Source organism: Mesorhizobium silamurunense (assembly GCF_014843825.1).
GTDB classification, from domain to species: Bacteria; Pseudomonadota; Alphaproteobacteria; order Rhizobiales; family Rhizobiaceae; genus Mesorhizobium; species Mesorhizobium silamurunense.
The window spans coordinates 1-12656 of sequence record NZ_JHQR01000417.1 but is presented as its reverse complement, the minus strand read 5'-3'; the positions used below and the strand labels follow the sequence as shown (position 1 = coordinate 12656).

The window sequence follows — 12656 nt, the reverse complement described above, 5'->3', positions numbered from 1 at the left end:
TCGCCCAGGCGCGGCCGCGCCGCCCGCGCCCGCTTTCCTGCTTCTTCGAGACGACCCAGAGCTTGCCGGGATCGCCTGCGCGCGCGTGCTCCAGCGCCAGCGCGTTGGTCGAGCCGACGCTGTCATGCGCCTCGAGCCGGAACCCCTCCGACGCCGCGGTTGGAGCCAGCCGAAATGCCATCCCGTCAGAAGAAGGTCTTGGCCGCGGCTTCGGCATAGGTGCCGATCGGTCCGCCGATCAGCACGTAGAACAGCACGAAGGCGCCGCTGACGCCGAGCACGAGGCGCAGCTCGCTGGCCATCGGCACGAAGCCGCCGACAGGCTCGTCGAACCACATGATCTTGATGATGCGCAGGTAATAGTAGGCGCCTACCACCGAGGCCAGCACGCCGATGATCGCCAGCGCATAGAGATGCGCGTTGATGGCGGCCAGGAATACGTACCACTTCCCCCAGAAGCCCGCGAGCGGCGGAATGCCGGCCAGCGAGAACATCAGGATGGTGAGGATGGTGGCCATGATCGGGTTGGTCGAGGCCAAGCCGGCGAGATCGCCGATCTGCTCGACATTGCCCTCCTTGCGCCGCATGGCGAGGATGAAGGCGAAGGTGCCGAGCGTCATCACCAGATAGATCAGCATGTAGATGACGACACCACGCACGCCGGCCTGGCTGTTGGCGGCAAGGCCGACCAGAGCGTAGCCCATATGGCCGATCGAGGAATAGGCCATCAGCCGCTTGATGTTGGTCTGGCCGATGGCGGCGAAGGCGCCGAGCGCCATCGAGGCGATCGAGATGAAGACGACGATCTGCTGCCAGTCGGCGGCGATCGGCTTGAAGGCGCCCATGGTGACGCGCACGATCAGCGCCATCGCCGCCATCTTCGGCGCCGCGGCCAGGAAGGCGGTGATCGGCGTCGGCGCGCCTTCATAGACGTCCGGCGTCCACATGTGGAACGGCACCGCGGAAATCTTGAAGGCGAGGCCGGCAAGCACGAAGACCAGGCCGAAGACCAGGCCGAGCTGCCGCTCGCCGCTGCCGAGCGCCGTCGCGATCTCGTGGAAACCGGTATTGCCGGTGTAACCGTAGACTAGGCTGATGCCATAGAGCAGCATGCCCGAGGACAGCGCGCCGAGGACGAAGTATTTCAGGCCCGCTTCGGTCGAGCGGAGATTGTCGCGGTTGATCGCCGCCAGCACATAGATCGCCAGCGACTGCAGCTCGAGGCCGAGATAGAGCCCGATCATGCCGTTGGCCGAGATCATCAGCATCATGCCGAGCGTGCAGAGCACGATCAGTACCGGATATTCGAACTTGTCGAAGTGCTCCTGCCTCGCAAAGCGCATCGACATGACGAGCGTCACCGCCGAGCCGATCAGCGCCAGCATCTTCATGAAGCGGCCGAAGGAATCCTGGACGAAGGCGCTGCCATAGGCGGTCCCCTCGCCTCCGGAGAAAGCCAGCCAAAGACCGGCGACGACAAGCACCGCGACCGCAAGGCCGGTCACCGTCATCGTGTTGTTGGAGCGCGAATAGGCACCCACCATCAGAAGCGCCAACGCGCCGATGGCGAGGATCAGCTCCGGCGTCGAGAGCGAAAGGCTGGAGAGAAGGTCCGGCGTCATGGTGTTTCCCCAGTCAGTTCGCCGCCGCGGTCTGCGCGGAATTGATGGATGCGGTGACGTTGGTGACGAGCGCCTTGACCGACTGCGTCGTGGCGTCGAAGACCGGCGCCGGATAGACGCCGAAGAAGATGACCAGCGCCACCAGCGGGTAGATTATGACCTTCTCGCGCGTCGAGAGATCGAGCAGGTTCTTCAGGCTTTCCTTGGTCAGCGCGCCGAAGATCACGCGGCGGTAGAGCCAGAGCGCGTAAGCCGCCGATAGGATGACGCCGGTGGCGGCGAAGAACGCCACCCAGGTATTGACCCGGAACACGCCGAGCATGGTCAGGAACTCGCCTACGAAGCCGCTGGTGCCCGGCAGGCCGACATTGGCCATGGTGAAGATCATGAACGCGGTGGCGTATTTCGGCATGTTGTTGACCAGCCCGCCATAGGCGTCGATCTCGCGCGTATGCATGCGGTCGTAGATGACGCCGACGCACAGGAACAGCGCGCCGGAGACGAGGCCGTGGCTGAGCATCTGGAACATCGCGCCCTGCACGCCCTCCTGGTTCATCGCAAAGATGCCCATTGTGACGAAGCCCATATGGGCGACCGACGAATAGGCGATCAGCTTCTTCATGTCCTCCTGCATCAGCGCCACCAGCGAGGTGTAGATGATGGCGACGACGGAGAGCGTGAAGATCAGCGGCGCGAACATCTCGGACGCCAGCGGGAACATCGGCAGCGAGAAGCGCAGGAAGCCGTATCCGCCCATTTTCAGGAGGATGGCGGCCAGGATGACTGAGCCCGCCGTCGGCGCCTCGACGTGGGCATCGGGCAGCCAGGTGTGCACCGGCCACATCGGCATCTTCACCGCGAAGGAGGCGAAGAAGGCGAGCCACAGCCAGGTCTGCATGTTGGCCGGGAAGTTGTGCGTCAAGAGCGTGGTGATGTCGGTGGTGCCGGACTGGAAGAACATCGCCATGATGGCGAGCAGCATCAGCACCGAGCCGGCGAGCGTATAGAGGAAGAATTTGAACGAGGCATAGACGCGCCGCTTGCCGCCCCAAACGCCGATGATGATGAACATCGGGATCAGGCCGCCCTCGAAGAAGACGTAGAAGAGCACGATGTCGAGCGCGCAGAACACGCCGATCATCAGCGTCTCGAGGATCAGGAAGGCGACCATATAGGCCTTCACCCGCTTCTCGATCGCGTCCCACGAGGCCAGGATGCAGAGCGGCATCAGGAAGGTGGTCAGGATGACGAACAGCATCGAGATGCCGTCGACGCCCATATGGTAGGAGATGCCTGAATCCAGCCAGGCGTGCTTCTCGACGAACTGGAACCCGGCCAGCGAATTGTCGAAGCCCTTCCAGATGAACAGCGACACCACGAAGGTGAACGCCGTCGTGATGAAAGCGATCGAGCGGATGTTGCGGCGCGCGTTTTCGCTGTCGTCGCTGATCGGCAGAATTAAGAGAACACCAACCAGCGGCAGGAAGGTGACCAGCGAGAGGATTGGCCAGTCGGTCATCAGAGCATCATCCAGGTGACGAGAGCGGCCACGCCGATCAGCATGGCGAAGGCATAGTGGTAGAGATAACCGGTCTGCAGCTTGACGACACGGTTGGTGACGTCGACGACCCGCGCCGAGATGCCGTCGGGGCCGAGCCCGTCGATAATGGTGCCGTCACCGGTCTTCCACAGGAACCGGCCGAGGCGCTTCGCCGGCCGGACGAACAGGAAGTCGTAGAGCTCGTCGAAATACCACTTGTTGAGCAGGAAGCCGTAGAGCAGGCGATGGTTGGCAGCGACGCTCCGGGGCAGTTCCGGCGAGCGGATGTAGAACTTCCAGGCGATCGCAAAGCCGATGACCATGGCGATGAACGGCGCCAGTTCGACCCAAAGCGGCAATTCATGGATCTCATGCAGGATATGGTTTTCCGGCAGCGTGAACAGTGATGCCTTCCAGAACTCGGCATAGCCCTCGCCGATGAAAGCGCCGTGGAAGATGATGCCGGCAAACAGCGCGCCGGCCGCCAGCACGTAGAGCGGCACCAGCATCACCGGCGGCGATTCATGCACGTGATGCATGACCTCGTGGCTGGCGCGCGGCTCGCCGTGGAAGGTCATGAAGATCAGCCGCCAGGAATAGAAGCTGGTGAAGCAGGCGGCGATGACCAGCAGCACGAAGGCGAAGGCCGCGACCGCGTTGTGGCTGGCAAAGGATGCTTCGATGATGGCGTCCTTGGAGAAGAAGCCGGCGGTGCCGATCACCGTCGCCGGGATGCCGACGCCGGTCAGCGCCAGCGTGCCGATCACCATCATCCAGTAGGTCTTGGGGATAAGCGTCCTCAAGCCGCCCATGTTGCGCATGTCCTGCTCGTCGGAAACGGCGTGGATGACCGAGCCGGAGCCGAGGAAAAGCAGCGCCTTGAAGAAAGCGTGCGTGAACAGGTGGAAGATCGCCGCGCCATAGGCGCCGACGCCGAGCGCCACGAACATGTAGCCGAGCTGCGAGCAGGTCGAATAGGCGATGACGCGCTTGATGTCGTTCTGGACCAGGCCGACGGTCGCCGCGAAGAAGGCGGTGAAGGCGCCGATGAAGACGACGACGGTGAGCGCCGAATGCGACAGCTCGAACAGCGGCGAGAGCCTCGCCAGCATGAAGACGCCGGCCGTCACCATGGTGGCGGCATGGATCAGCGCCGAGACCGGCGTCGGGCCTTCCATGGCGTCGGGCAGCCAGGTGTGCAGCGGCACCTGCGCCGACTTGCCCATGGCGCCCATGAAGAGCAGCAGGCAGACCACCGTCAGCGCCGTATGCTTGTCTAGCGCATACCCAAGGAAGGTAAGCACGGCTGCCCCCTCAGGCGCGCCTTCGGCCGGAAGGAAGGAGGCGGCGTTGGCAAAGACAGTGCCGAGATTGACCGAGCCGAACAGCACGAAGACGCCGAAGATGCCGAGCGCGAAGCCGAAGTCGCCGACACGGTTGACGATGAAGGCTTTGATTGCAGCGGCATTGGCGGACGGCTTCTTGTACCAGAAACCGATCAGCAGGTAGGAGGCGAGGCCGACGCCTTCCCAGCCGAAGAACATCTGCACCAGGTTGTCCGCCGTCACCAGCATCAGCATCGCGAAGGTGAACAGCGACAGATAGGCGAAGAAGCGCGGCCGGTCCGGATCGTGGTGCATGTAGCCGATCGAATAGATATGGACCAGCGCCGACACGGTGTTGACGACAACCAGCATCACGACCGTGAGAGTATCGATCCTGAGCGCCCAGGCGGCGTCGAGCCCGCCGGCCTGGATCCAGCGCAGCACCGGCACGGTAAACACCTCGCCATGGCCGAAGCCTACCGTGAAGAAGACGATCCACGACAGCACCGCCGAGATCACCAGGAAGCCGGATGTGATGTATTCGGACGCCTTGGCGCCGAGCGAATTGCCGAACAGGCCGACAATCAGGAAGCCGAGCAGCGGAAGGAAGACGATGGCCTGGTACATGGTTGTTCCGTCAACCCTTCATCTGGTTCACGTCTTCGACCGCGATCGAGCCGCGGTTGCGGAAGAAGACGACAAGAATGGCAAGACCGATCGCGGCCTCCGCCGCGGCGACCGTCAGCACGAACAGGGCGAAAACCTGTCCGACGAGGTCATGCAGCGCCGCCGAGAAGGCGACGAAGTTGATGTTGACCGCGAGCAGGATCAGCTCGATCGACATCAGGATGACGATGATGTTGCGGCGGTTCAAAAAGATGCCGAACACGCCAAGCGTGAACAGGATCGCCGATACGGTCAGATAATGCGCGATGCCGACGACCATCTCAGATACCCTCGCCCGACTTGACCTTGCGGATTTCCATGCCCGTCGCCGGCGTGCGGCCGACCTGGGCGGCGATCGACTGCCGCTTGACGCCTTCCTTGTGGCGCAGCGTCAGCACGATGGCGCCGATCATGGCGACCAGGAGCACGAGGCCGGCGATCTGGAAGTAGTAGAGGTAGTCCGTGTAGAGGATGTCGCCGAGCGCAGCGGTGTTGGAGCGCGTGGCGAGATCCGGCGTCTGCTTCGCCACCGTGGAGGCTAGCTGCGGCGCGAAGTTGTAGCCGCCGAGCACGATGATCAGCTCCGCCGCCAGGATCAGCCCGACCAGCGCGCCGATCGGCGCATATTGCAGCGCGCCCTGCTTCATTTCGGCGAAGTCGACGTCGAGCATCATGACGACGAACAGGAACAGCACCATCACCGCGCCGACATAGACGACGAGCAGGATCATCGCCAGGAACTCGGCGCCGGTCAGCATGAACAGGCCGGCGGCGTTGAAGAAGGTGAGGATCAGGAACAGCACGGAATGCACGGGGTTGCGCGACGAAATGACCATGAAGGCCGACGCCACGGCGATAAAGGCGAAGAGGTAGAAGAAAGCCGCCTCTAATCCACTCAGCATGGGTTCCCCCGGGTTCCTGTCGGATCGGACATTCGTCGTCCCCGTTGTCTCTGGCTTCGTCCCGCCTCCGGTACCAAAGCCGCGTGTTCCTAGCGCATGTTCCGATCGGGTTCAAAGACCCGATCGAAGAAACATGCGCGACTCTTTCATTCCGGAGGATGATCTGGTTCGAAAAGTCCGCAACTTTTCGGGATCATCCCCTGGACGAGGCCCTTGCGCCCCGTCCATGCGTCAATGTCAGCGATAGGGCGCGTCCAGCGCGATGTTGCGCGCCAGTTCCCGCTCCCAGCGATCGCCGTTCGCGAGCAGCTTTTCCTTGTTGTAGTAAAGCTCCTCGCGCGTCTCGGTCGCGAATTCGAAATTCGGCCCCTCGACGATGGCGTCGACCGGGCAGGCTTCCTGGCAGAAGCCGCAATAGATGCACTTCACCATGTCGATGTCGTAGCGCACAGTGCGCCGCGTGCCGTCGTTGCGGCGCGGACCGGCTTCGATGGTGATCGCCTGTGCCGGACAGATCGCTTCGCAAAGCTTGCATGCGATGCAGCGCTCCTCGCCGTTCGGATAGCGGCGCAGCGCATGCTCGCCCCGGAAGCGCGGGCTGGTCGGCCCCTTCTCATGCGGATAGTTGATCGTCTCCTTCGGCGCGAAGAACTGGCGCATCGACAGGAAGAAGGCGCTGACGAAATCCTTGAGCAGCAAGGCCTTTGCGGCCTGGGCAAGAGCGGACATCACGCAAACCCCGTGATCTTGAGGAAGGCCGCGGTGGCAACGACCATGAACAGCGAGATCGGCAGGAACACCTTCCAGCCCAGCCGCATCAGCTGGTCGTAGCGGTAGCGCGGCACGAACGCCTTCACCATCGAGAACATGAAGAACACCAGGCAGACCTTGAGCACGAACCAGATCAGGCCCGGCACCCAGGTGAAGGGCGCGAAGTCGAACGGTGGCAGCCAGCCGCCAAGGAAGAGGATGGTGGCCAACGCGCACATCAGCACGACGGCGACATACTCGCCGAGGAAGAAGAGCAGGAACGGCGTCGACGAATATTCAACCATGTGGCCGGCGACGAGTTCCGATTCCGCCTCCACCAGATCGAACGGCGGACGGTTCGTCTCCGCCAGCGCCGAGATGAAGAACACGATGAACATCGGGAACAGCGACAGCCAGTGCCAGTCGAGGAAGGTGTTGGGCAGGCCGAGCCGCGTGCCCAGGCCATCCTGCTGCGCAAGCACGATGTCGGAGAGGTTGAGCGAGCCGACGGTGAGCAGCACGGTGACGATGACGAAGCCGATCGAGACTTCGTAGGACACCATCTGCGCGGCCGAGCGCAACGCGCCGAGGAACGGATATTTCGAGTTGGATGCCCAGCCGCCCATGATCACGCCATAGACCTCGAGCGAGGAGATGGCGAAGACATAGAGGATGCCGACATTGATGTTGGCGATCGCCCAGCCTTCATTGACCGGAATGACCGCCCAGGCCGAGATTGCCAGCACCGCCGAGACCAGCGGCGCCAGCAGGAAAACGCCCTTGTTGGCGCCGGACGGGATCACCGGCTCCTTGAAGACGAATTTCAAAAGGTCGGCGAAGGCCTGCAGCGTGCCCCAGGGGCCAACGACGTTCGGGCCGCGGCGCAGTTGCACCGCCGCCCAGATCTTGCGGTCGGCATAGAGCACATAGGCGACGAAGATCAAAAGAACGACGATCAGCACGACTGACTTCAACAGGATCAGGAGCGCCGGCAGCACGTAGAAGGAGAAAAAGGTGTCCATGCTTATTCCGCCGCCTGCTTGAAGCCGCTCTTGGCCAGCGCCGAGCATTCGGCCATCACGGCCGACGCCCGCGCGATCGGGTTGGTCAGATAGAAGTCCTTCACTGGCGAGGTGAAAGTGCCCTTGTTCAGCCGGCCGCCGAGCTTCGCCGCCTTGGCTATGTCGTCGGCGCTGCCGGCCAGGACCTGGTCGATGCGGGCGAGATGCGGATGTTCGCCATACAGCTTGGTGCGCAGTTGCGCCAGCGAATCGAACGGCAGCTTCTTGCCGAGAACATCCGAAAGCGCCCGCAGGATCGCCCAGTCCTCGCGCGCCTCACCCGGCGCGAAGCCGGCGCGGTTGGTCTGCTGCACGCGACCCTCGGTGTTGACATAGGTGCCGGACTTTTCGGTGTAGGCCGCAGCCGGCAGAATGACGTTGGCGCGATGCGCGCCGGCATCGCCATGCGTGCCGATATAGACGACGAAGGCGCCGCCGGTCCTGGCCATGTCGATCTCGTCGGCGCCGAGCAGGAACAGCAGATCCGTCTCGCCGAGCATGCCGGCGACGTTCTTGCCGCCCTCGCCCGGCACAAAGCCGACATCGAGGCCGCCGACTCTGGCTGCAGCATTGTGGAGCACGGCAAAACCGTTCCAGTCGGCCGTGACGGCATCGACGACTACCGCGAGCTTGGCCGCCTGGCCGAGCACCGCCGTGCCATCCGGGCGCGCCAGCGCGCCCTGGCCGACGATGATCAGCGGATGCGTCGCCTTCTTCAGCACCTCGAAGAACTTGCCGTTGCCGTCAGCAAGGTCCTTCAGAGATTCCGGGCCGGCGCCGATGAGCTCGTAGTCATAGCGCGTGTCGCCGATCTCGCCGATGACGCCGACCGGCAGGTTGCCGACGCGCCAGCGCTTGCGGATGCGGGCGTTGAGCACCGAGGCCTCGAAGCGCGGATTGGCGCCGATGATCAGCACCGCGTCGGCCTGCTCGATACCTTCGATGGTCGGATTGAAGATGTAGCTGGCGCGGCCGAGTGACGGATCGAGCGCGGCGCCGTCCTGGCGGCAGTCGATGTTCTTCGAGCCGAGCGCTGCCATCAAAAGCTTGAGCGCGTAAATCTCCTCGACCGCGGCGAGATCGCCGGCGATGGCGCCGATGCGCTCGGGTGCCGTCTTGCCCACCTCGTCCTTGATCGCCGCGAAGGCTTCCGTCCAGCTTGCCGAAACGAGCTTGCCGTTCTTGCGCACATAGGGGCGATCGAGGCGCTGCGTGCGCAGACCGTCCCAGATGAAGCGGGTCTTGTCGGAAATCCACTCCTCGTTCACCGCTTCGTTGACGCGCGGCAGGATGCGCATCACCTCGCGGCCTCTGGAATCGACGCGGATCGCCGAGCCGACGGCGTCCATGACGTCGATCGATTCCGTCTTGGTGAGTTCCCACGGCCGCGCTTGGAAGGCGAACGGCTTGGAGGTCAGCGCGCCGACCGGGCAAAGGTCGATGACGTTGCCCTGGAGCTCCGACGTCATCGCCTGTTCGAGATAGGTGGTGATCTCGGCGTCCTCGCCGCGGCCGATCAGGCCGAGCTCGGAAATGCCGGCAACTTCGGTGGTGAAGCGGACGCAGCGCGTGCAGTGGATGCAGCGGTTCATCACCGTCTTCACCAGCGGGCCGATATACTTGTCTTCGACCGCGCGCTTGTTCTCGTGATAGCGCGAGGAGTCGACGCCGAAGGCCATCGCTTGATCCTGCAGGTCGCATTCGCCGCCCTGGTCGCAGATCGGGCAGTCGAGCGGATGGTTGATCAGCAGGAACTCCATCACGCCTTCGCGGGCCTTCTTGACCATCGGCGTGTTGGTGAAGATCTCCGGCGGCTCGCCGTTCGGGCCGGGGCGCAGGTCGCGCACGCCCATGGCGCAGGAAGCCTGCGGCTTGGGCGGGCCGCCCTTCACCTCGATCAGGCACATGCGGCAGTTGCCGGCGATGGACAGCCGCTCATGGAAGCAGAAGCGCGGCACTTCCGCGCCGGCGTCCTCGGCCGCCTGCAGCAGCGTGTAATGGTCGGGTACCGTGATCTCTTTCCCGTCGACCTTAAGCTTTGCCATTCGCCTCAAACCCTCGCGGATTTCCCGCAATCCATCTTTCCGGGCGCGACTGGCGCCGCGCCCGGCATTTCATCTTAACTCTTGGCGGCCAGCGCCGCCGCTTGGGCAGCCCAGTCGTCGCGGCCGATGCGGCCGGCGAGCGACAGGTAATCCTCGACCCAGGCGATCTCTTCCGACGTCCAAGCGGCGATCTGGCCGTAGGTCCAGATGCCAAGACCATTCAGCACTTTTTCCAGCTTCGGTCCGATGCCCGAGATCGCCTTCAGATCCGAAGGCTTCGCCGGCTTGTCGATCGCCTTGGGCTGCCTGAAATCTTCCGGCATCAGCCCGGTCGCGGCCGTTCCGGCAACAGTGTCGGCGCCTGCTGTGTCGAGCGCCTTCTCGGTGGCGTTCGCGGCGATGTCGGTCACGTCCCTGGCGAAGGTCTGCGCCTCGGCGATCAGCGTCTCCGTCGCCTTGCGCGCCTTGGACGAATTGTTGGCGGCTTCGGTCCGTGCCTCGAGATCGTCGAGGAACGGCTGGAACATGCGCTGCGAGGCTTCGACGGCGCCGGAGAGCGCGCCCATCCAGACACCAAGCGCGTGATTGGCAAGACCCATGCCGAGCGCAGACATCGCGGCCGCGCCCGCGATGGGATGCGCCATCAGGTTGACGGCGCTGGCCATCTCCCTCGGCATCATCTTGGTCAGGTCCTGGTTCATCTTCTCGAGTTCGTCCAAATAAGGCATCAACGGGTTGGCTATCGAATACGTCGCCATAGACTTCTCCTGGTCGTTTCCTCGTACGCACCGCCCCTGCTTTTCCGTCCCGGGCAATGCCCGTATTCCAATCCTATTCCGCCGCCACCATAACCGGCTCGACCCGGTGGGCGTTGCGCGAAAACTCGTCGATGCGACGCTCCACCTCACCCCGGAAGTGCCGCATCAGGCCTTGGATCGGCCACGCCGCCGCATCGCCCAGCGCGCAGATGGTGTGGCCCTCGACCTGCTTGGTGACGTCCAGCAGCATGTCGATCTCGCGCTTCTGCGCCTCGCCGCGCACCAGCCGCTCCATCACCCGCCACATCCAGCCGGTGCCTTCGCGGCAAGGCGTGCACTGGCCGCAGCTCTCATGCTTGTAGAAGTAGGAAAGCCTGGCGATCGCCTTCACGATATCGGTCGACTTGTCCATGACGATGACGGCCGCCGTGCCGAGGCCGGATTTCAAGTCGCGCAGCGCGTCGAAATCCATCGGCGCGTCGATGATCTGCGCCGCCGGCACCAGCGGCACCGAGGCGCCGCCCGGGATGACCGCGAGCAAATTGTCCCAACCGCCGCGAATGCCGCCGCAATGCGTCTCGATCAGCTCGCGGAACGGGATCGACATCGCCTCTTCGACGGTGCACGGGTTGTTGACGTGGCCTGAGACACAGAACAGCTTGGTGCCGGCATTGTTCGGCCGGCCGAAGGACGAGAACCAGGCAGCACCCCGGCGCAGGATCGTCGGCGCCACGGCGATCGATTCGACGTTATTGACCGTCGTCGGGCAACCATAGAGACCAACATTGGCCGGGAACGGCGGCTTTAGCCGCGGCTGGCCCTTCTTACCTTCAAGGCTTTCGAGCAGCGCCGTCTCCTCGCCGCAGATATAGGCGCCGGCGCCGTGGTGCATATAGATGTCGAAGTCGTGGCCCGACGTGTTGTTCTTGCCGATGAGCTTCGCCGCATAGGCCTCGTCGATGGCCCGCTGCAGCGCCTCGCGCTCGCGGATGAACTCGCCGCGCACATAGATGTAGGCCGCGACCGCGCCCATGGCGAAGCCGGCGACCAGCGCGCCCTCGACCAGCGTGTGCGGATCGTTGCGCAGGATGTCGCGATCCTTGCAGGTGCCCGGCTCGGATTCGTCGGCATTGATGACCAGATAGGCCGGGCGTCCGTCGCTCTGCTTGGGCATGAACGACCATTTGAGGCCGGTCGGGAAGCCTGCGCCGCCGCGGCCGCGCAGGCCGCTCGCTTTCATCTCGTTGACGATCCAGTCGCGTCCCTTGGCGATAAGGCCGGGCGTGTCGTCCCAGATGCCGCGCGCCTGCGCTCCGGCCAGCGACTTATCGAACAGGCCGTAGATGTTGGTGAAGATGCGGTCTTTGTCCTGAAGCATGGTTCGTCCCTCAGACCGGCTTCTTGCCGAAGACGCGGATGTATTCGGCGACGCCGCCCTTGGCGAGCGCCTTGGCCTGCTTCACCCAGTCGTCGCGCTCGATGCGGCCGCGGAAGTTAAGATAGCCGTCGACCCATTCGCGCTCCGCTTTCTTCCACGCGGCGACTTGCGCGAAAGTGTAGATGCCAAGCGAATTCAAGGTGCCTTCGATCTTCGGACCGACGCCGGAGATCAGCTTGAGGTCGTCGACCGTTGCTGGGCGCTCGATGCTGGCCGGACGGTTCTTGTCATCGAGCGACGGCTTTGCCGTTTTGGCGACAGGCTGCTTGGTTTCCGGCGATTTGAAGGCGGAAGCAGGTTCGGCCTTGATCGTCGGCCCGCTACGAGGCTTCGAAACCCCTTCGACTTCCGGAGAAGCCTGGTTGGCGTTGGCGGCGGAGTGGCGCGGCGCCCTGACGCTGGCCGCCTTCTCGGTGGCCGGCGATACCTTGACCGGCGACGGCGTCGTCAGCGCCGGGCTGGTTTCGGGTGCATCGGTCTTCGGCTTGCCGGATTTCGACGGCCCGACCGGGGCCGATGGCGCCGGCATGGCCGGTGCCTGCGAGACGA

Annotated in this window: 11 protein-coding genes and 1 pseudogene; all 12 read right to left on the bottom strand. The window is 63.8% G+C overall.

Features of this window, described 5'->3' with window-relative positions; genetic code table 11:
- Positions 1 to 181, bottom strand: a pseudogene (locus tag DH10_RS35485) (biotin--[acetyl-CoA-carboxylase] ligase); the annotation flags it as partial.
- A gap of 4 nt (positions 182 to 185) precedes the next feature.
- On the bottom strand, positions 186 to 1622 hold the full coding sequence (nuoN, locus tag DH10_RS35480) for an NADH-quinone oxidoreductase subunit NuoN (protein WP_192385928.1): 1437 nt from the start codon (positions 1620 to 1622) through the stop codon (positions 186 to 188).
- Positions 1623 to 1635: 13 nt separating this feature from the next.
- Positions 1636 to 3141 carry an NADH-quinone oxidoreductase subunit M gene (locus DH10_RS35475; protein WP_192245397.1) on the bottom strand — a complete coding sequence of 502 codons (1506 nt, stop codon included), beginning with the start codon at positions 3139 to 3141 and terminating at the stop codon, positions 1636 to 1638.
- A complete protein-coding gene (gene nuoL, locus DH10_RS35470; protein WP_192245399.1) occupies positions 3141 to 5114 on the bottom strand; it encodes an NADH-quinone oxidoreductase subunit L in 1974 nt (657 codons plus the stop codon). Before nuoL ends, DH10_RS35475 begins: the two co-directional genes overlap by 1 nt.
- A gap of 10 nt (positions 5115 to 5124) precedes the next feature.
- Entirely contained in the window at positions 5125 to 5433 is a 309-nt protein-coding gene (gene nuoK / locus DH10_RS35465; RefSeq protein WP_066998791.1) for an NADH-quinone oxidoreductase subunit NuoK, read from the bottom strand.
- Position 5434: 1 nt separating this feature from the next.
- Positions 5435 to 6055 carry an NADH-quinone oxidoreductase subunit J gene (locus DH10_RS35460; RefSeq protein WP_192245401.1) on the bottom strand — a complete coding sequence of 207 codons (621 nt, stop codon included), beginning with the start codon at positions 6053 to 6055 and terminating at the stop codon, positions 5435 to 5437.
- Positions 6056 to 6292: 237 nt separating this feature from the next.
- Positions 6293 to 6784, bottom strand: coding sequence for an NADH-quinone oxidoreductase subunit NuoI (nuoI, locus tag DH10_RS35455; protein ID WP_059185258.1), 492 nt, complete (start codon positions 6782 to 6784; stop codon positions 6293 to 6295).
- Positions 6784 to 7827, bottom strand: coding sequence for an NADH-quinone oxidoreductase subunit NuoH (gene nuoH / locus DH10_RS35450; RefSeq protein WP_192245405.1), 1044 nt, complete (start codon positions 7825 to 7827; stop codon positions 6784 to 6786). Before nuoH ends, nuoI begins: the two co-directional genes overlap by 1 nt.
- A gap of 2 nt (positions 7828 to 7829) precedes the next feature.
- Positions 7830 to 9911, bottom strand: coding sequence for an NADH-quinone oxidoreductase subunit NuoG (gene nuoG / locus DH10_RS35445; RefSeq protein WP_192245407.1), 2082 nt, complete (start codon positions 9909 to 9911; stop codon positions 7830 to 7832).
- Between the two features lie 74 nt (positions 9912 to 9985).
- A complete protein-coding gene (locus tag DH10_RS35440; protein ID WP_192245409.1) occupies positions 9986 to 10669 on the bottom strand; it encodes an NADH-quinone oxidoreductase subunit E in 684 nt (227 codons plus the stop codon).
- A 73-nt stretch (positions 10670 to 10742) separates the two neighbouring features.
- Positions 10743 to 12047 (bottom strand): NADH-quinone oxidoreductase subunit NuoF, encoded by a 1305-nt coding sequence (nuoF, locus tag DH10_RS35435; protein ID WP_192245411.1) that lies wholly within the window; start codon positions 12045 to 12047, stop codon positions 10743 to 10745.
- A 10-nt stretch (positions 12048 to 12057) separates the two neighbouring features.
- A partial coding sequence (locus DH10_RS35430; protein WP_485020608.1) for an NADH-quinone oxidoreductase subunit E occupies positions 12058 to 12656 on the bottom strand: 599 nt, incomplete at its 5' end.